Here is a 19,510-nt window from a genome sequence, read left to right as displayed (position 1 = left end):
TTAAATATTAAAAAGCTAACTATCAGTACTTTGATAGTTAGCTTTTTTAATGTTTTATTTTTATAATGTTTTAAGGTTTTGCCTTTGGAGTAAATACAACTGCCATTATATAACCGAAGAATATAGCTGCTGCTATTCCTCCAGCGGTTGCTATTGTTCCACCAGTAAATATACCTAAAAAACCATCGCTTTCTATAGCTTTCATTACACCTTTTGCTAGAGAATATCCAAATCCAATTATAGGTACGGTAGCTCCTGAACCACCAAAGTTTACTATCGGCTCATATATTCCTAAAAAAGTTAATATAACCCCACTAGTTACATATGTTACCATTACATATGGCGTTTGCATTTTGAAGTAATCCATCATAATTTGAGCTATTAAACAGATTGTACCTCCTACTAAAAATACCTTTAAATAATCCATCAGCATATTAATCACTCCTCATTAACAATTACCACTGCATGTGCTACACATGGTATTGTTTGTTTTTGTAATGTACTTGTTGGAGATAACAATGCTCCTGTTGACACTAACATAACTTTATTGAATTCTTTTTTTGCTAATTTATCATAAATATATCCTGCAAATACTGTAGCAGAACATCCACATCCACTTCCACCACAGTGAACATCTTGTTCTTCTAAATTAAACATTTCAAGGCCACAATCTGTATATACTTTTGATATATCTATTCCTTGTTCTTTTAATAAATCTTCTGTTATCTGTTTCCCTAACTTACCTAAATCTCCCGTAGCTATAATATCAAAGCTATTCGGGTCATCATTTGTATCATTAAAATAAGAATATATTGTATCTATTGCAGCTGGAGCCATAGCCGCTCCCATATTATTTCCGTCATCAATTCCTTTGTCTATTACTTTTCCCACTGTAACGTATTTTATTTTAGGTCCATCTCCATTTGGAGCAATAAGCACACTCCCAGCTCCAGTTACTGTCCACTGAGCTGTCATAGGTTTTTGATTTCCTAACTCTAGAGGAAATCTAAATTGTCTTTCTGCTGTACAATAATGACTAGATGTTCCAGATAAACTTAAATCAGCAAAGCCTCCATCTACAATCATTGCACTTAGACACATTCCTTCTGCCATGGTTGAGCAAGCTCCATATATTCCAAAGAATGGTATTGATAGCTCTCTTGCTGCAAATGATGCTGGTAATAATTGATTTATTAAATCTCCACCAAACATATAATTTACGTCAGTTAGTTTTTTACCAGCTTTTTTTACTGCTTTTTCCATAGCCGTTTCTACCATTTTACTTTCAGCAAGTTCCCATGATTTTTCACCATATAAATCATCTGTTAATATTAAGTCAAAATAATCTTTAAGAGGACCTTCTCCTTCTTTAGGTCCCACAACAGATGCAGCTGATATTATAGTTGGTTTATTTTGCATTTTAACAGTTCTTTGGCCTATTCTTTTGTTTTTCACATTCTCATCTCCTTATTTTACAAGATTAAAGATATAATATACAAATCCACATATAATAGATGATCCTATGCCATATACTAATACCGGACCTGCTATTTTAAATAGGTTTGCTCCAACACCCATTACATAACCTTCTCTTTTATATTCCATAGCTGGAGACACTATCGAGTTTGCAAATCCAGTTATAGGAATTATAGAACCTGCTCCAGCTCTTTTACCTAAAAGATCATATACTCCAAGTCCCGTAAGTAAAGCACCTATAAAAATTAATGTAATTGAAGTTGCATTTGCTGCAGTTAGCTTATCTAACTGTGTAAACTTCATATACAAATCATTAATACCTTGACCTATCATACAAATTATTCCACCCACAATAAATGCCCATATATAATTTTTCAAATATTTAGGCTTAGGGCTTATTTCATCTACATACTTTTTGTAATCTTTATCCATTGTTATAAACCTCCTCTAACTATTGTCCATCCTACAAATGAACCTATTACCTTTCCAATTAGTAAGCATATTATTACATATTTTAAATAAATAGTAGGTACTTTTAGTCTTCTAGATATTGTTGGGATATAATCAAGTACCTCTGTAAGACCTGAAGATAGAAAACCTACAAAAATTCCATATGCTAGTCCAAATATTATTGCTCCTATCCACCCTATATTAATATAAATTTTTTGAATGGATATTAAACTTCCTAGTAAAGTTCCTACTACAAGTATTCCTTCATATAAGCTCATATATTCCTTTGTTTTGCTAACTTGTGCCATTCTAGGTATAATTCCTATTAATATCAGTATTCCTACAACTCCTGCCCCAACCATCATTCCGCATGATAACCCATATATAAATAAAAATAACTTCAAATTATTTAGTCATTACCTTTTTCTAAGTTCATTTTCGATGTCCTTATTTAAGGAAATCATCTTTAAATCTAATGGACTAGGTTCAAGTTTTGAGTATGTAGGAATAAATTTGTTAAAAAATAAAGCTACTCCAATTCCAATACCTATAGAATATGGTATTTGGAAATATGGCAAATATTTTTTCCCATCTTTCGTTATTGAATCTACCATCATAAATTGAGAATATTCCATATTTACGTCGGCATGAAAATTCATTATTCCCATTATTGATCCCATAAGCACTATTATGGATACAATAAAAACTCTTATATACTTTGTTCTATCTTTTTTATCTTCATCAAAAAATATCACAACGTCATCAGTTTTTAAAAAACTAATGTGAACCTGTGGGAATTTTTCTTTAATTATTTGAATTACTTCACCTAAATGTATGACATCGTAATTAGATTTATGAGCTGTATAATTTTTAATACAAATATCACCCAAATAATCTTTTTCACTTTGAGGATAAATATCATAAATATCTTTTAAATAAATCTTATTCTTACTTACCTTAAAAGGTTTTATCCTTATGGGTATTAAGTAAATATCTTCCATATTTAATTCCTCCTTCTCTTTTATTATTTGTCTTATACAAAAAAATAAACCCCTAATTTATGTAAATTTAAATTACATATTATTAGAGGTTTACTTATATTTAGCTAATATATGATTTTAACTTTGATAATACTTTCTTTTCTATTCTAGATACTTGAACTTGAGATATTTTTAACAGTTCACCTATTTCACTTTGCGTTCTATCTTCAAAGTATCTAAGCATAATTATTTGTCTTTCTCTTTTATCTAACTTTCCTAGTATTTCTTTTATCAATAAATTATCTACAACTTTTTCTTCTTCATTTTCGCCTTTTTGACTTATCTTATCTATTAAGCATATTGGCGATCCTTCTTCTTCATGAATAACTCCGTGTAAATACTCAACAGAAGAATTTGATTCCATTGCCATTACTAAATCTTCTTTTTCTATATCTAGTTCCTTAGCTAATTCTTCTATACTAGGTTCTCTACCTAATTTTTTAGTTAGTATCTCACTTGTAGTTTTAGCTTTTATTGCTATTTGTTTAAGAGATCTAGATACTTTTACCATACCATCATCTCTTAAATATCTTTTTATTTCACCTAAAATCATTGGTACTGCATAAGTTGAAAATTTAACATTAAATTTCGGATCAAATTTATATATTGCTTTTATCAAACCTATAGAGCCCAATTGGAATAGGTCATCTCTATCATATCCTATATTTAAAAATTTCGTTACAACACTTCTAACTAGTCCTAAGTTATTCTCTATTAAAACTTCTTTAGCCTCTTCATCCCCTTGTTGTACTCTATCTATTAAATCTAGTGTCTCTTCATGGCTAAGCAATACTCTTTTTTCTTTACTTGCAGTTATCCCCATAATAAAACCTCTATTCTTTTTGGACTTTATTCAGGTAAGTTTATTTTTTTTGTCATTACAATTTTTGTTCCATCATTTTTAATAGAACTTACCTCTACATCATCCATAAAACTTTCCATAACAGTAAATCCCATACCTGATCTTTCAAGTTCTGGTTTTGATGTATAAAGTGGTTGCATAGCCATTTGAACGTCTTCCATACCATGTCCTCTATCTTCTACTACAACTTTAATTGTATTATCTTTTATTTCACATCTAAGATATACAAATTTAGATTCATCTTCATCATATCCATGTATAATAGAATTTGTAACAGCTTCTGATACTGCAGTTTTTATATCCGCTAATTCATCTAATGTTGGATCTAACTTTGCTGCAAAAGATGCAACTATAACTCTTGCTAAGCTTTCATTTTCAGATTTGGCAGAAAACTTTACTTCCATAACATTACTCATAATATATTCCCCCTTACAAAGAACTTACTACTTCTTCATATGTATCGTAAACGCCTATTATCTTGTTCATACCAGATAAATTAAATATTTTTTTTATTCTATCATTTGCATTTACTACTGTTACTCTTCCACCTTCGCTGGAAATCTTTTTATATCGTCCTATAATTACACCTATACCAGAAGAATCCATAAAGTTAATATTCTTAAAGTTAAATATTATATTTTTAATAGATTTCGAAATTAGTATATCATCAATCTCATCTCTAACCTCATTGGCTATATGGTGATCTAGTTCTGTAGCCATAAACTCTATAATTAAGTTTTTTTGGTCTAAAGAATATTTTATCATTAAGCTACCCCCTTACTATCTACAAAAGTATTAACTTCTAATAAATTCTATAATCTAATCTCTTATCCTTCAAAGAAATATCACTACTTTTGTTTTATTATGTCTATGAAAGTTTCATTATATGTTACTTGACCACCCATATCTGATATATCACTATCTGCTATATAGTTTGGATTCCCATGCTTTTTCCACCATCCAACATACATCATTACTACATAGTCACTTATACTATTGTCTATATTTATTTCTGTCTCTATGGTAATATTTTTATTTTTAAGTCTTACAACCTCTTTATTTTCTATATTTACTTTTATTGCCATATTTTCATTAATATATGCTTTTGATATTCCATTTTTATCTATATAATGTTGGCTAAATAGCGTTTCTCTATGGTGATTCGTTAATAGCCTAAATTTATTTTGTTTTGGAGTGCTTATGTAAATAGGTATTGGGCTCAATCCATCCTTTTCAGCTTCTTTTGAATATAATTCAAACATTTTTGAAGGTGTATCAAATACTTTATCTCCCCATGCTATATCTTCTTGTATTGTAAAATATGTATCTCTAATTTTTTCTAAACTTATCTCTTTATCAATTTTTTTAAGAGGTTTTATTGATTCATTTAAATATTCATACTTAGATACATAAGGATAATTTTTTATTTTCATTGCTTTAGCTAGTTCCATAAAGAAATAATACTCATCCATTAATTTATCATTTGGTTCAACTGCTTTTTCATTATAAATTATATATGGATTAGTCATTGAACTATATAATATATCTTCACTTTCTAAAGTATTTGTACAAGGTATAAATAAATCACATTTAGACGCAGTGTCTGTCATAAACATATCAAAACAAACCTTAAAATCAATCTTAGAAAAAGCATCTTCTAGTTCTACTAAATTTGGCAATTGATTTAATAAATTACTTTTTGTTATAATTGCCATTTTTATAGGTATATTATTTTCATTAAAAGAATCATTAATAAATTTACTTATTTTACTAGTATAAAACTCTCTATTCTCACCAAAACTTTCACTTTCATATGGATCTGTATTTATATATTTAGAGTAAACTTTATTTGCATAATTTACTCCTCCTCCACTAAATCCAACTTGTCCAGTAATGGCACCTAATGAATCTATTAGTCTTATTGTATTTCCCCCATTTTTATATTTTTGCATACCATATCCCAAACATATTGTTGAATATTTTTGAGTATATAATTTCACTAATTCTTTAATTTGTTTTATTTCTACTCCACACTCATTTGAAAGATAGTTTAAATCTAATTTCTCGATATAACTTTTATATTCTTCAAATCCTAATACATATGAATTTATATATTCTTTATCATATATTTTTTCATCAATTATAACTTTACTCATTGCAGCTGCTAAAGCTCCATCACTACCTGGATTTATTCTTATGTAAATATCTGCAATCTTGGCAGTTTGTGTATATATAGGATCTATAACTATTATTTTAGCTCCTTTTTCTTTGGCTTTTTTTATAGTTTGCATAGTATGTATAGTTGTATAAGCTGGATTTTTACCCCAAATAAATATATTCTTACTATTAAACATATCTTCTAAAGAATGACTTCTTGCAACTCCAAAATCATATTTTTGAGCTTTAATCCCCGCACTCCAACAAGGTCCACCTTTTGATTTTGATACTCCTCCATAAAAATTAGTAAATATATCTCCTATATCTTTAAGTAAAGATCCACTTCCATACTGAGTATAGTAAAGAACAGATTTTGAAGTATAAGTCTCCTTATAATAACTTAATTTCTTCACCATTATTTGTATAGCTTCATTAAAACTAATTTCTACCCATTTATCTTTGACCTTAAGTAAAGGTGTAATTATCCTATCTTTATGATTCAATCTATCTAAATGAGATCTTCCTTTATTGCATATAAATCCTTTTGTATAGGGATGATTTTTATCTCCTTCAATTTTAATAACCTTGCCATTTTTTACATATATATTAAACTTACATGCATCAAAACAATCTAGCGTACATCCATGACTTAATATCTCCATATACTACCTCCATGTGTCATAATCCTTTAATATATAAAATAATATCACAAATAGTTACTAAATATATATTGGTAAAATAAAAGAAGGTATGATTTTAATCATACCTTCTAAAAATAACTATTTCTTTCTTCTATTAGCTTGTTCTATGTTTATTTTGTTACCTTTGATTTTTATATCTTTCATCTTTTCTAATACTTTCTTAGCATTTTCCTTAGGAACTTCAACGAAAGTATACTTATCATATATATCTATTGTTCCAACTAATTTACCTGGTATTCCAGCTTCTCCAGCTATAGAACCTACTATATCTTTAGCTTGAACTCTTTGGTTTCTACCTACATTTATAAATAGTCTAACCATTCCGTCTTGAGCACCTGTTGTTCCTCTACGTTCTCTACGATCACCACGTTCTCTACGCTCTCTTGGTTTTTCTTCAACTATTTCTTGCTTTTCTTCACCTAAAGATAATTTTAAAAGTGCAGCAGCTACATCTACTGTACTAAAATCAGACTCAGAATCTGCACAGAATCCTTCTATCCATTGTAATTGCTTAGTTAAATGTCCAGCTTCTATAACTTCTTTAACTTGATTAAAGAATGCATTAACTTTCTTTTCTTCAACGTCTGCTATTGAAGGTATCTCATGTTTAACTAATTTAGTCTTAGTGTATCTTTCTATATCTCTCATTTTTCTCATATCTTTACCAAATACGAAAGTGAATGATATACCATTTCTTCCAGCTCTACCAGTTCTACCTATTCTGTGTACATAGTACTCTTCATCTTGTGGTAAATCATAGTTAAATACAGCTTCAACATCATCAACATCTATACCTCTAGCTGCAACGTCTGTAGCTACTAATATATCAATTGTTCCGCTTCTAAACTTATCCATAACTATATCTCTTTGAGTTTGCTTTAAATCCCCGTGTAACGCATCTGCAAAGTATCCTCTAGCTTGTAAATCACTTACTAATTCATCTGCTCCTCTTTTAGTGTTTGTGAAAACAACAGATAACTTAGGGTTGTATACGTCTACTAATCTACATAGTACTTCTAACTTATTAGAAGATCTAGTTTCTATATAATATTGCTTTATATTTGGAACTGTAAGTTCTTTTCTAACAACCTTTATATGTTCTGGATCTTTTTGATATTTCTTAGTTAAATCTAATATCCCCTTTGGCATAGTAGCTGAGAAGAAAGTAGTTTGTCTATCTTCTGGAGTCTTGCTTAAAATCATCTCTATGTCTTCTCTGAATCCCATATCTAACATTTCATCTGCTTCATCTAACATAACCATTTTTACATTATCTAGTTTTAATGTTTTACGATTTATATGGTCTATAACACGCCCTGGAGTACCTATAACTACTTGAACTCCACTCTTTAATGATTTTATTTGTCTATCTATTGGTTGGCCACCATAAACAGGTAAAGTTTTTACTCCGTGCATGTATTTACCTATTTTTCTTATTTCAGAAGAAACTTGTATTGCAAGTTCTCTAGTTGGACAAAGTACTACCGCTTGTAAACTTTTGTCATCTGGATTAACCATCTCTAATAATGGTATACTGAAAGCTGCTGTTTTTCCCGTTCCTGTTTGAGCTTGTCCTATAACATCCTTACCTGATAATATTACAGGTATAGATTGTGCTTGTATCGGAGATGGTTCTTCAAACCCCATTTCTATTACAGCTCTTTTTATATCGTCGTTTATTTGTAAATCTTCAAATTTTATTGTGTTCATATATTACTTCCTTTCCGTAATCAATTTATCTTAACCTACCCATTATATATTTATTTTAAATAATATGCAATTAGTATTTTGTCCCTTATATAGGTATAGTATTCACGACGATATAAACTTAGCTTTTACTTATATGCTTAAATATATATAGAATATAATGTAATTATATATGTAAAATATGTACCTAACATTACTAATCCTTGCCATCTATATAACTTATGCTTTTTAATAGTAGGTAATATTAATGTAAGAAGTAGTAATACCATAAATGGAAAATCTAATGAAATATTTTGAGATAATATAGGTATATTATTTGGTATAGCTGATATTCCTATAACTGATACTATATTTAATATGTTAGCTCCTAGTATATTACCTACTGAAATTGCATGATGTTTTTTTCTTATTGCTGTAATTGATGAAACTAGTTCTGGTAATGATGTTCCTAATGCTATAACTGTTAAACTTATAACGGATTGTGGTATTCCTATAAATTCAGCTATTATTACTCCATTATCTACAAGTAACCTTGATCCTACAATCATCATTATAAGACCTAGTACAAAGAAGATTCCTATCTTTAGAGCCTCTGCTAAACTAGTTTTAGGTTTAGCCTTTCTAGAGTTCATATTTTCATTAGCAACACTTTTATAGTTAGTGTACATATATATTGATAGTAATGCTAATAATGCTATTGAATCTATTTTCGTAATATTTCCATCTAGACCTAAAAGTATTAAAGTTATAACACATATTAAAAGTAGTATTGATTTTGAAATAAACATATTCTTATCTACTTTAAACGGACTTATAAATGCTACTAGTCCTAAAACTAAACCTGTATTACATATTATAGACCCTACTGCATTTCCTAAACTCATCGTCGCATGTCCATCTATTGAAGCAAATAATGAAACAGTCATCTCCGGAAGCGTAGTAGCAAAACTTACTATAGTAGCTCCCAATATCAACTCTGATATATTAGTCTTTTTACCAATTTCAACAGTACAATTTATAAATATATCTGCACCTTTAGTAATTAGTATGAAACCAATTAAAAATAGTAATACTATAATGAACATAAAAATCATCCCCTCCTATATATATAAATATTCAATTTTTATACATATATGATAGAGAGTTTAGTAGTATATCTATTTTTAAAATTTGTAATATTTTCTTGTTTATATGTTTAATTTAGTGGGTATATATTTAATACAAAAGAGAGGAACAATAAAAGTTCTCTCCCATAAAACAACAAAATCATACATAAATATTGTATACAAAATACTAATTCTATGTTATGATTATATTGTTTAAAAAATATCTAGCTAGATTTTAGAAATATAAAAATTAACTTTTAAAAATTTAAACCTGATTTAATTTAAGGAGGCTATCAATATGAATGCATGGCAAGGATTCAAAGAAGGTAGATGGACTAAGGAAATAGATGTTAGAGGGTTCATCCAATTAAACTACACTCCATATGAAGGAGATGACTCTTTCTTAGCTGGAGCTACAGAAAATACTAAAAAATTATGGGACGAAGCAATGGTTCTTTTCAAAAAGGAAAGAGACAATGGTGGAACTTTAGACGTTGATACTAAAACTGTATCTATGATAAATGCTTACGCTCCAGGATATATAGATAAAGAATTAGAAACTATAGTTGGTGTTCAAACTGACGCTCCTTTAAAAAGAGCTGTTATGCCATTTGGTGGTATAAAAATGGTTGAAAATTCTTGTAAAGCTTACGGGTACGAATGTGATTCAGAAATAAGCGAAATATTCACTAAATACAGAAAAACTCATAACCAAGGGGTATTCGATGCTTACACTGCTGAAATGAGAGCTGTTAGAAAATCTGGTATAGTAACAGGACTTCCAGATGCTTACGGTAGAGGTAGAATAATAGGAGACTACAGAAGAGTTGCTCTTTATGGAGTTGACGCTTTAATAGCTGACAAAAATCATCAAAAAGACACTTTAGACGTTTCTACTATGGACGAAGGTGTTATAAGATTAAGAGAAGAAATATCTGATCAAATAAAAGCATTAAATGAATTAAAAGCTATGGCTGCTACTTACGGATTTGATATATCTAAGCCAGCTACTAACTCTAAAGAAGCTGTTCAATGGTTATACTTCGGATACTTAGGTGCTATAAAAGATCAAAACGGAGCTGCAATGTCTATAGGTAGAACTTCTACTTTCTTAGATATATACTTCGAAAGAGATTTAGCTGCTGGTACTATAACTGAAGAAGAAGTTCAAGAAATAATGGACCACTTCGTTATGAAGTTAAGAATGGTTAAATTCTTAAGAACTCCTGAATACAATGATTTATTCTCTGGAGACCCAACTTGGGTAACTGAATCAATCGGTGGTATGGGTATAGATGGTAGAACATTAGTAACTAAAAACTCATTCAGAGTTTTAAATACTCTTTACACTCTAGGACCATCACCAGAACCAAACTTAACAGTATTATGGTCAAACCACTTCCCTCAAGGATTCAAAGATTTCTGTTCTAAAGTATCTATAGATACAAGTTCAGTACAATACGAAAACGATGATTTAATGAGACCATACTGGGGAGATGACTACGGTATAGCTTGTTGTGTATCTGCAATGAAGATAGGTAAGCAAATGCAATTCTTCGGAGCTAGAGTAAACTTAGCTAAAACTTTATTATACGCTATAAACGGTGGGGTTGATGAAAAATCATTAGTTCAAGTTGGACCAAGATTTGAACCAATAACTTCAGAATACTTAGACTACGATGAAGTTATGGCTAAATTCGAGCCATTTACTGATTGGTTAGCTAACCTTTATGTAAATACATTAAACGTAATCCACTATATGCATGATAAGTATTCTTATGAAGCATTAGAAATGGCTTTACATGATAGAGACGTATTCAGAACTATGGCTTGTGGTATAGCTGGTTTATCAGTATGTGCTGATTCATTATCTGCTATAAAACATGCTAAAGTTAAAACTATAAGAAATGAACAAGGTATAGCTGTTGACTTCGAAATCGAAGGAGAATATCCACAATACGGAAACAACGATGACAGAGTTGACCAAATAGCTTGTGACTTAATAGAAAACTTCATGAACAAAATAAGAAAGAACAAGACTTATAGAGATTCTTACCATACTCAATCTATATTAACAATAACTTCAAACGTTGTTTACGGTAAGAAAACTGGTAACACTCCTGACGGAAGAAGAGCTGGTCAACCATTTGCTCCAGGTGCTAACCCAATGCACGGTAGAGATCACAGTGGTGCTTTAGCTTCATTATCTTCAGTTGCTAAATTACCATACGAACATGCTCAAGATGGTATATCTAATACTTTCTCTATAGTACCAGGTGCTTTAGGAAAAGATATGGCAGAAAGAGTAACTAACTTATCAGCAATGATGGATGGATACTTCGGAGACGGAGCTCATCACTTAAACGTTAACGTATTTGATAGATCTACTTTAGAAGATGCTATGGAACATCCAGAAAAATATCCTCAATTAACTATAAGAGTTTCAGGATATGCTGTTAACTTCATAAAATTAACAAGAGAACAACAAATGGACGTTATAAACAGAACATTCCACGGAAAAATGTGCTAATTATAACAACTAAACTTTAAACCAGACAATTTAACAATCAATTAATCAAAGTATAAATATTTTTCAGGGTGTAAGTTTCATCAACTTACACCCTCTTTTTTATATAAATCATATACTTACACCCTACTATCCTATTTTTTACCATTCAATAATGTTATTTTTTTGTTTAAATACATATTTTTTGGGTATATAGTATAATATTAGAAGATAATTATTATATAGATCTGTAGACTTTATGTGCTAATTATCATATAATTTAATTAGAGATGATTTTTGTATACAATATATTTTATTATATATTTAATAAATTTTATAAATACAACTTATGAGGTGAGCGATATGGTTAAAGGAAGAATTCATTCTATAGAAACATTTGGTACAGTTGATGGGCCTGGAATTAGATATATATTATTTTTACAAGGATGTCCATTAAGATGTAAATATTGTCATAATAGAGATACTTGGGATCCAAAGGGTGGAAAAGAATATACAACTGATGAAATAATAGCAGATGCTAAAAAATACGCTTCTTACATGAAGTTCTCTGGTGGAGGTATAACAGCATCAGGTGGTGAAGCAACTTTACAACCTGAGTTTTTAACAGAGTTATTTGCTAAAGCTAAGAAAAATGATATACACACTTGTTTAGATACTTCAGGATTTGTAAATATAGAAACAATAGAGCCTATACTTGATAATACAGACCTTGTTTTACTTGATTTAAAACATATGATTGAAGAAGAATCTAAGAATTTAACTGGTGTAGGAATTGAAAAGTCTATAAAATTAGCTAAACATTTAGATGAAAGAAATATCCCTGTTTGGATAAGACATGTTCTTGTACCAGGAATTACAGACACTAAAGAAAATTTAGAAGCTTTAGGTAAGTTTGTATCTACTCTTAATAATGTTGATAGATTTGAATTATTACCTTACCATACTATGGGAGTTCACAAATGGGAAAGTATGGGAATAGATTACGAATTAAAGGATGTAGAAAATGCTACTAGTGAAGATATAGCTAAAGCTACTGAGATAGTTGAGCAATTTGGAGCTAAAGTATTTAAGAAAAACTAGTAAAAAAGATGGCATTGATTGCCATCTTTTTATTTATATATTATTAAAATTCTATATCTTCTACTTCTACATTAGCTATTGCATCCTCTATTAATTTTTCAACATCTAATGCACTTTCTGATTTTTCTATTCTCTCTAATCTAGGCTTAGTTACTGGTTTTTTTGGAGAAAATACTGTACAGCAGTCTTCTTCTGGTAATATTGATGTTTCAAATGTACCAATCTTTTGTGCTATTTCTATTATTTCTGTCTTGTCCATTGCTATTAATGGTCTAAATACTGGTATACTTACAGCTGCATTAGTACAAGTTAATCCTTGTATTGTTTGAGATGCAACTTGTCCTATACTCTCTCCTGTAACTAAAGCTTCACAATGTCTCTTATCTGCTAATCTCTGAGCTATTTGCATCATAAATCTTCTAGATATTATAGTCATCTCTTCTTCTTTACATTTAAGACCTATCTCTTTTTGTATTTCTAACATATTAACTTTATGAAGTCTTACTCTGCCACAGTATTTTGCTAGTATTTGAGCTAAATCTCTAACTTTCTCTTGTGATTTTTCACTTGTGAAAGGATAACTGTGGAAATGTACACATTCTAACTCCATACCTCTTTTAGCAACCATCCAAGATGCAACTGGAGAGTCTATTCCACCTGATAAAAGTGACATCGCTCTACCATTAGTTCCAAGTGGTAATCCACCATAACCTGCTACAGTATCACTATACACCATAACATGATTTTCTCTTAATTCACACTTTATTTTTACTTCTGGATTTCTAACATCTACTGCTATTCTATCTTTTACGTTATATACTAAATATCCACCTATATCTAAGCTCATTTGTTGAGAAGTTAATTCAAATGACTTATCCCCTCTTCTTGACTCAACTTTAAAACTTTTATATCCTTGCTCTATTTTTTCCTCTAACATTTTTAATGCTAGTTCCTTTAAGTTTTCGTAGCTTTTTTCTCCTCTTACAGCAGGACATACTCCAACTATACCAAATACTTGTCTTACTTCTTCTATAACTTCTTCATAGTCATAATCTTCTAAGTCTACATATATTCTTCCGTACTCTTTATAAACATTAAAGTTACCAATTGGCTTTAACATATTTTTTATATTCTTTATAAGCTTATTTTCAAATAAGTATCTATTCTTTCCTTTTACACCTATTTCTCCGTACTTAACTATTAATATATTGTACAATACCATCACCTCTTAATTTTTATCGTCTTCTTATTATCATTCTTAAGTCGTTTACTAATTCTTTTACTATTTTTATAGTTTCTAATATCTCTTCTTCATTATTCATATCACTTAAACTAAATCTTATAGCTCCTTCAATTTCATCAGGATTAAGTTTTATTGCATTTAGCACATGACTTCCTTTTTTCTTAGATGAACATGCTGATCCTGTAGATACATATATTCCTTTTTGTTCTAAGTAATGAAGTAATACTTCTCCTTTAATCCCTCTAAAAGAAACGTTTAATATGTGGCATACTCCATCATCACTAGAATTTATTTTTATATCATCTATGTTTTCTAATAGACCTTCTTTTAGTATATTTTTTAGGTTATCTATTTTTTCTATATTCTTATCTAAATCTTTATTTGTTATTTTTATAGCTTCTCCTAATCCATATATACCAGGAACATTTTCTGTACCTGATCTTATTCCTATTTCTTGTCCTCCACCTGTTAAAAGAGGTTTCAATCTATTATTTTCTTTAATATACATAAACCCTATACCTTTAGGTCCATGTAATTTATGTCCGCTTACGCTCATAAAATCTATATTATATCTTGATGGCTTAAAATTAATCTTTCCATAAGATTGTACTGCATCTACATGTAGATATACTTTATCATTTAACGTTTTTAGATGCTTACCTACTTCTTGTATAGGCTCAATAGCACCTATCTCATTATTTACATGCATCATGGTTACTAAAGATGTTGTTGATTTTAATGATTTCTTAAATTCCTCAATATCTATTATTCCATTTTCATTAACATCTAAATATGTTACTTCAAAGCCTTCACTCTCTAAGTCTTTAAGTGTATCTAAAACAGATGGATGCTCTATTTTTGTAGATATTATATGATTTTTTCTTTTTTTATATAAATTAGCAACACCTCTTATTATAGTATTGTTAGATTCCGTTCCGCCAGATGTAAAGTATATCTCTTTATCTTTTGCTGAAATAGATCTTGCTATATCTTGTCTTATAGATTTTATATTTTTTTCAACTTCTATACCTTTTCTATGTAAAGAAGATGGATTCGCATAATCCGTACTAAGTGCATAAACCATTTTTTCGACTACTTCTTTATATGGTTTAGTTGTCGCACTATTATCTAAATATATCTCCATATGTTACACCAACTTTCTATTATTGATATATATTATTTATTTTTACCAAATTTATATCTTACGTACTAGAATAATAAAAGTTTTACATAAATCAAACTTTAATTATTTCTTTGCTTTATTGTATATTATGCACTTTATTTAAAATTCATATCTTTATATTATAACATTAAATTTTATATATTTTAATATTTAATACCTTAATGGATTAAAATATGTTGTTTTAATTTATAATAATTACCTGTTTAAGTATTTTTATTTATATAAATTATTTTTTATTAACATATTTTGTAAATTTTTATGTTTTTCGTGGAAAATTATTGATTAAGCTGTCGAATTTTGATATTATTTAATTAAGGTTATCCCCCTGATAACCTTAGTAAAATCTCTATTCACAATACCCCATTTGATGAATACCGAGTATTCATCAGCCTACTTTCAATCGGAAAAGAAGTAGGTTTTATTTTTTTGTTTTTTTATTTAATAAAAATTATTTTTTGAAAAACTATTGATTTTTCTGTCGAATTTTGTTATTATAAATACATGGTTATCCCCCTGATAACCTTAATTAAAATCTCTATTCCCAATACCCCTTTTGAACGGATATACTTTATATCCATTTAAAAATATTAAATTGACTACGGAAATCAATTTAATGCAAAAAAAAGAGCTTCCCCGAGCTCTTTTTTTTTATACTTTTTTAATTTTATCCAATAGACCTATATAGGTTTTTTTTGATATAATTTATTTATTATATATTAAAATGGTAGGAGGATACTATTATGACTAAAAAGAAAGTTGCTATAGTTTTTACTGGTGGTACTATATCTATGACTGTAGATGAAAAAGTTGGTGCTGCTATACCAACTTTATCTGGTGAGCAAATAATGTCTATGGTTACAAACATAGATAAGGTTGCAGATGTTGAGGTTCTTAATTTTGATGAAATACCTGGACCTCATATAACCCCAGAAAGAATGATGGAATTAAAGGATTATATAAATAATTTACTTATAAGAGAAGATATATCTGGTGTAGTAGTTACACATGGTACAGATAGCTTAGAAGAAACTGCTTATTTCTTAGACTTAACTATTACTAGTATAAAGCCAGTTATAGTTACTGGTGCTATGAGAAGTAGTTCTGAGCTTGGATATGATGGTCCTAGTAACTTATCAGCTGCAGTTTGTACTGCTATATCTAATGAGGCTATTGGCAAAGGGGTTCTTATTGTTTTAAACAATGAAGTTATGCTAGCTTCTGAAGCTACTAAAACTAGTACTTTATCATTAAATACATTCCAATCTATTGGATCTGGCCCTTTAGGTATAATAGATTGTAATGAGCTTGTTTTATATAAAACTGTATCTTCTAGAACTGTAATAGACACAGACAAAGTTGAATCTAAAATTGCATTATTTAAATCTGGTGTAGGAATGGATGAAGAATTTATAAAATTTGCTACTGATAATGGATATAAAGGAATTATAATCGAAGCTATGGGTAGAGGTAACATCCCTCCTAAAATGTATGAAGGTGTTAAATATGCTAGAGAAAATAATATACCTGTTGTCATAGTATCTAGATGCCACTCTGGTAGAGTATTTGATAGCTATGGATACTTAGGTTCTGGAAAAGACTTAAGAAATCTTGGATGTATATTCGGTGGAGATCTTCCAGGACAAAAGGCTAGAATAAAATTAATGTTAGCCCTTGGAAAAACTAATGATCTAAATGAAATAAAAGACTTCTTTGAAAAAGGAATATATTACTAGAATTCAAAAGGCTTATCTTAAAGTGATTTTTAAGATAAGCCTTTTATAATACCTATATATGACCTTGGTCAACGGACGCAGGCGTTGGCGACATGAAGTGCAGCACCCACACAGTAGCTTAAGCAAAGCGCATTTTTCTATATTTTCCATATCATATTTTTAGTTAAGCATAATTTATAATCGAATGTTCTTTCTCCATCATTAAACTTTGCTTTAATAAGATTATTCTCTTTTTGTACTACAGTACCTTCTTTAAATCTCTTATGATATATTTTATCTCCTATTATTATATTATCCATCTCTTCCTTTGTTGGAGCCTTTATATCGTCAATAAATCTTGATTTTGATACTTTCTTTCCATATTTATTAATAGGTGAACTTATATATAAATTTTCTTCCGCTCTTGTTATTGCTACATACATAAGTCTTCTTTCTTCTTCAATTTGTTCTGCTTTCTTTTTATCATCATCTAAATCATATGACTTTTCATGAGGTATGGTACCTTCGTTAGCTCCTATTATATAAACATTTTTAAATTCTAACCCTTTAGCGCTATGCATTGTTGTAAATATGACACCATCAGTATTTTTATTATGCTTATTATCAACTAATTCACTCTTTACTCTTTCTATATGATCTAGATATTCCTCTATAGTTTTAAAGTTTGTTGCTGAACTTTCTAATTCATTTAATATATCTACTAATCCATTAGCTTTAATTTTCCTATTTGTACAGTAGTCTAATATATATCTATCATAATCTAAACTTGTCCTAATATAGGATATAGCATTTTTAGGATTTAAAGTTTTTAAGTAACTTAAATCAATTTCTAAATCATTTATCGTTTTTATTTGATTTGGCTTTAGCTCACATTTGTTTATAAGTGAATTTATAAAGTCTTTCTCATCTTTTATCATATTTATACTATCCCTTGATATATATCTAAATGGCTTATTTATAATTCTGACCCAATCTTTATTAGAATTAGGATTTAATCCAATTCTTAAATAAGCTAAGATATCTTGAGATGCCCAATGATCATATATAGTAACTATTGCATCTTTTACAACAAAAGGTATTCTCATATCCATAAAAACATCTACTAATGCCCTTGATTGTATGTTAGTTCTATATATTACTGCAAAATCAGTGTATTCAACATAATCTTTTTTTACTTCTTCTAATATATCTTTACCAATAAAAACAGCTTCTTCTTCTGAATCATCTGGCGAAATATAGTTTACTCTAGCTCCTAAACCTTGGTTGCATTTGATTACTTTTTCATATCTATTTTCATTTTTTTCTATAAGCCTATTAGCTACGTTTATAATTTCATCTTTTGATCTATAATTTATATCTAAAAGTACTTTTTTAGTATTTTTAAAATACTCTTCAAATTGTAGTAAAAAGTCAGGTCTAGCCCCTCTAAATCCATATATACTTTGGTCTTCATCTCCTACTACAAATATATTATTATTAGGATTTGATATTAATTTAAGTACTTCAAATTGAACTCTATTTATATCTTGAAATTCATCTACTAAAATATATCTATATACATTTCTTACCATATCTAGTGCAGATTTTTTATTTTGCAGTAAGTGATATGTCTTTATTAACATGTCATCAAAATCTATTTTATTTATCTGTTCTTTATGTTCTTCATACAAGTTATAAGCTTTTATAAACTCATCACTACTTAGTAATTCTGATTTAAAATCAACTTTATCCATAAGCTCATTTTTTACATACGATATTTCATTTATAACCTGACCTACAACTTCGTCATCTTCTCCATTTTCTACTTCTAAGCTTTTTAAGATTCCTTTTATAGCCATTCTCTTCATTTTTTCATCAAGTATACTTTCAAGATTGTATTTTTCAAAATATCTTAGTATCCTAAAAAACACTGAATGGAAAGTTCCATATGTAACCTTATTCATTCTATAATCGTTACTTAAGCTTAAAGCCCTATTTTTCATTTCTAAAGATGATGCCTTTGTAAAACTTATTGCTAATATACTTGTAGGCTTTATTTCTTCATTTACAACCATATTAGCTATTCTATATGTTATTACTCTTGTCTTACCTGAACCAGGTCCCGCAAGTACCATACATGGTCCATTTATATGTTTAACAGCTTCTAGCTGATTTTCATTTAACTTATCTATACTAATCATATATTACCACCTTAAATTAGTTTCTTATCTTAGGTCACTAATTTATTATAATATATAAATCATAA

At 29.1% G+C, this 19,510-nt stretch carries 17 protein-coding genes; 3 read left to right on the top strand and 14 right to left on the bottom strand.

Annotated elements, in window-relative coordinates; all coding sequences use genetic code 11:
* Positions 1 to 70: 70 nt before the first annotated feature.
* The 11 genes from spoVAE to JNUCC81_RS02410 all read right to left on the bottom strand — a co-directional run bounded on the left by spoVAE (position 71) and on the right by JNUCC81_RS02410 (position 9,478).
* Positions 71 to 433 (bottom strand): stage V sporulation protein AE, encoded by a 363-nt coding sequence (gene spoVAE, locus JNUCC81_RS02460; RefSeq protein WP_208334363.1) that lies wholly within the window; start codon positions 431 to 433, stop codon positions 71 to 73.
* A gap of 5 nt (positions 434 to 438) precedes the next feature.
* Complete coding sequence (spoVAD, locus tag JNUCC81_RS02455) at positions 439 to 1,455, bottom strand: stage V sporulation protein AD (RefSeq protein WP_454095160.1); 1,017 nt, start codon at positions 1,453 to 1,455, stop codon at positions 439 to 441.
* Positions 1,456 to 1,467: 12 nt separating this feature from the next.
* Positions 1,468 to 1,908 carry a stage V sporulation protein AC gene (gene spoVAC, locus JNUCC81_RS02450; RefSeq protein WP_208334361.1) on the bottom strand — a complete coding sequence of 147 codons (441 nt, stop codon included), beginning with the start codon at positions 1,906 to 1,908 and terminating at the stop codon, positions 1,468 to 1,470.
* A gap of 2 nt (positions 1,909 to 1,910) precedes the next feature.
* Positions 1,911 to 2,330, bottom strand: a complete 420-nt coding sequence (locus tag JNUCC81_RS02445) for a stage V sporulation protein AB (RefSeq protein WP_208334360.1) — start codon at positions 2,328 to 2,330, stop codon at positions 1,911 to 1,913.
* A gap of 12 nt (positions 2,331 to 2,342) precedes the next feature.
* On the bottom strand, positions 2,343 to 2,927 hold the full coding sequence (locus JNUCC81_RS02440; protein WP_454095159.1) for a stage V sporulation protein AA: 585 nt from the start codon (positions 2,925 to 2,927) through the stop codon (positions 2,343 to 2,345).
* A gap of 100 nt (positions 2,928 to 3,027) precedes the next feature.
* Positions 3,028 to 3,789 carry an RNA polymerase sporulation sigma factor SigF gene (gene sigF, locus JNUCC81_RS02435; protein WP_208334358.1) on the bottom strand — a complete coding sequence of 254 codons (762 nt, stop codon included), beginning with the start codon at positions 3,787 to 3,789 and terminating at the stop codon, positions 3,028 to 3,030.
* A gap of 26 nt (positions 3,790 to 3,815) precedes the next feature.
* Complete coding sequence (gene spoIIAB / locus JNUCC81_RS02430) at positions 3,816 to 4,244, bottom strand: anti-sigma F factor (RefSeq protein ID WP_454095158.1); 429 nt, start codon at positions 4,242 to 4,244, stop codon at positions 3,816 to 3,818.
* Between the two features lie 13 nt (positions 4,245 to 4,257).
* Positions 4,258 to 4,593: an anti-sigma F factor antagonist gene (gene spoIIAA, locus JNUCC81_RS02425; protein WP_042276868.1), complete on the bottom strand. Its 336-nt coding sequence runs from the start codon at positions 4,591 to 4,593 to the stop codon at positions 4,258 to 4,260.
* Between the two features lie 83 nt (positions 4,594 to 4,676).
* Positions 4,677 to 6,647: a molybdopterin-dependent oxidoreductase gene (locus JNUCC81_RS02420; protein ID WP_454095157.1), complete on the bottom strand. Its 1,971-nt coding sequence runs from the start codon at positions 6,645 to 6,647 to the stop codon at positions 4,677 to 4,679.
* A gap of 117 nt (positions 6,648 to 6,764) precedes the next feature.
* Positions 6,765 to 8,396: a DEAD/DEAH box helicase gene (locus JNUCC81_RS02415; protein ID WP_208334355.1), complete on the bottom strand. Its 1,632-nt coding sequence runs from the start codon at positions 8,394 to 8,396 to the stop codon at positions 6,765 to 6,767.
* A 137-nt stretch (positions 8,397 to 8,533) separates the two neighbouring features.
* Entirely contained in the window at positions 8,534 to 9,478 is a 945-nt protein-coding gene (locus tag JNUCC81_RS02410) for a calcium/sodium antiporter (RefSeq protein WP_454095156.1), read from the bottom strand.
* Positions 9,479 to 9,797: 319 nt separating this feature from the next.
* Here JNUCC81_RS02410 and pflB point away from each other — a divergent pair, with 319 nt between their 5' ends.
* Positions 9,798 to 12,029 carry a formate C-acetyltransferase gene (pflB, locus tag JNUCC81_RS02405; RefSeq protein ID WP_454095155.1) on the top strand — a complete coding sequence of 744 codons (2,232 nt, stop codon included), beginning with the start codon at positions 9,798 to 9,800 and terminating at the stop codon, positions 12,027 to 12,029.
* 339 nt (positions 12,030 to 12,368) lie between these two features.
* Positions 12,369 to 13,106: a pyruvate formate-lyase-activating protein gene (gene pflA, locus JNUCC81_RS02400; RefSeq protein WP_454095154.1), complete on the top strand. Its 738-nt coding sequence runs from the start codon at positions 12,369 to 12,371 to the stop codon at positions 13,104 to 13,106.
* A 43-nt stretch (positions 13,107 to 13,149) separates the two neighbouring features.
* Here the strand turns inward: pflA and thiI are convergent, their stop codons facing one another.
* Both thiI and JNUCC81_RS02390 read right to left on the bottom strand, forming a co-directional pair.
* Positions 13,150 to 14,322 carry a tRNA uracil 4-sulfurtransferase ThiI gene (gene thiI / locus JNUCC81_RS02395; protein WP_454095153.1) on the bottom strand — a complete coding sequence of 391 codons (1,173 nt, stop codon included), beginning with the start codon at positions 14,320 to 14,322 and terminating at the stop codon, positions 13,150 to 13,152.
* Between the two features lie 19 nt (positions 14,323 to 14,341).
* The gene (locus JNUCC81_RS02390) at positions 14,342 to 15,493 is read right to left on the bottom strand and encodes a cysteine desulfurase family protein (RefSeq protein WP_454095152.1); all 1,152 of its coding nucleotides are present in this window, start codon (positions 15,491 to 15,493) and stop codon (positions 14,342 to 14,344) included.
* Positions 15,494 to 16,269: 776 nt separating this feature from the next.
* On the opposite strand from JNUCC81_RS02390, the gene JNUCC81_RS02385 reads away from it, so the two are divergent.
* Positions 16,270 to 17,265 carry an asparaginase gene (locus JNUCC81_RS02385; RefSeq protein ID WP_454096365.1) on the top strand — a complete coding sequence of 332 codons (996 nt, stop codon included), beginning with the start codon at positions 16,270 to 16,272 and terminating at the stop codon, positions 17,263 to 17,265.
* A 137-nt stretch (positions 17,266 to 17,402) separates the two neighbouring features.
* On the opposite strand, the gene JNUCC81_RS02380 is transcribed toward JNUCC81_RS02385, so the two are convergent.
* Positions 17,403 to 19,445, bottom strand: a complete 2,043-nt coding sequence (locus JNUCC81_RS02380) for an ATP-dependent helicase (protein WP_454095151.1) — start codon at positions 19,443 to 19,445, stop codon at positions 17,403 to 17,405.
* Positions 19,446 to 19,510 lie beyond the last annotated feature (65 nt).

The organism is Faecalimicrobium sp. JNUCC 81 (assembly GCF_053667625.1).
The sequence above is the reverse complement of the archived record's forward strand: the minus strand, read 5'-3'. Positions and strand labels throughout refer to the sequence as shown.

Bases quoted from the DNA above. Each gene is read 5' to 3' on its own strand.
- pflA (WP_454095154.1), top strand. From the start codon at position 12,369: ATGGTTAAAGGAAGAATTCATTCTATAGAAACATTTGGTACAGTTGAT.
- spoVAE (WP_208334363.1), bottom strand. From the start codon at position 433: ATGCTGATGGATTATTTAAAGGTATTTTTAGTAGGAGGTACAATCTGT.
- JNUCC81_RS02410 (WP_454095156.1), bottom strand. From the start codon at position 9,478: ATGTTCATTATAGTATTACTATTTTTAATTGGTTTCATACTAATTACT.
- pflB (WP_454095155.1), top strand. From the start codon at position 9,798: ATGAATGCATGGCAAGGATTCAAAGAAGGTAGATGGACTAAGGAAATA.
- spoIIAA (WP_042276868.1), bottom strand. From the start codon at position 4,593: ATGATAAAATATTCTTTAGACCAAAAAAACTTAATTATAGAGTTTATG.
- JNUCC81_RS02390 (WP_454095152.1), bottom strand. From the start codon at position 15,493: ATGGAGATATATTTAGATAATAGTGCGACAACTAAACCATATAAAGAA.
- JNUCC81_RS02380 (WP_454095151.1), bottom strand. From the start codon at position 19,445: ATGATTAGTATAGATAAGTTAAATGAAAATCAGCTAGAAGCTGTTAAA.
- spoIIAB (WP_454095158.1), bottom strand. From the start codon at position 4,244: ATGAGTAATGTTATGGAAGTAAAGTTTTCTGCCAAATCTGAAAATGAA.
- spoVAC (WP_208334361.1), bottom strand. From the start codon at position 1,908: ATGGATAAAGATTACAAAAAGTATGTAGATGAAATAAGCCCTAAGCCT.
- JNUCC81_RS02420 (WP_454095157.1), bottom strand. From the start codon at position 6,647: ATGGAGATATTAAGTCATGGATGTACGCTAGATTGTTTTGATGCATGT.
- JNUCC81_RS02415 (WP_208334355.1), bottom strand. From the start codon at position 8,396: ATGAACACAATAAAATTTGAAGATTTACAAATAAACGACGATATAAAA.
- JNUCC81_RS02440 (WP_454095159.1), bottom strand. From the start codon at position 2,927: ATGGAAGATATTTACTTAATACCCATAAGGATAAAACCTTTTAAGGTA.
- sigF (WP_208334358.1), bottom strand. From the start codon at position 3,789: ATGGGGATAACTGCAAGTAAAGAAAAAAGAGTATTGCTTAGCCATGAA.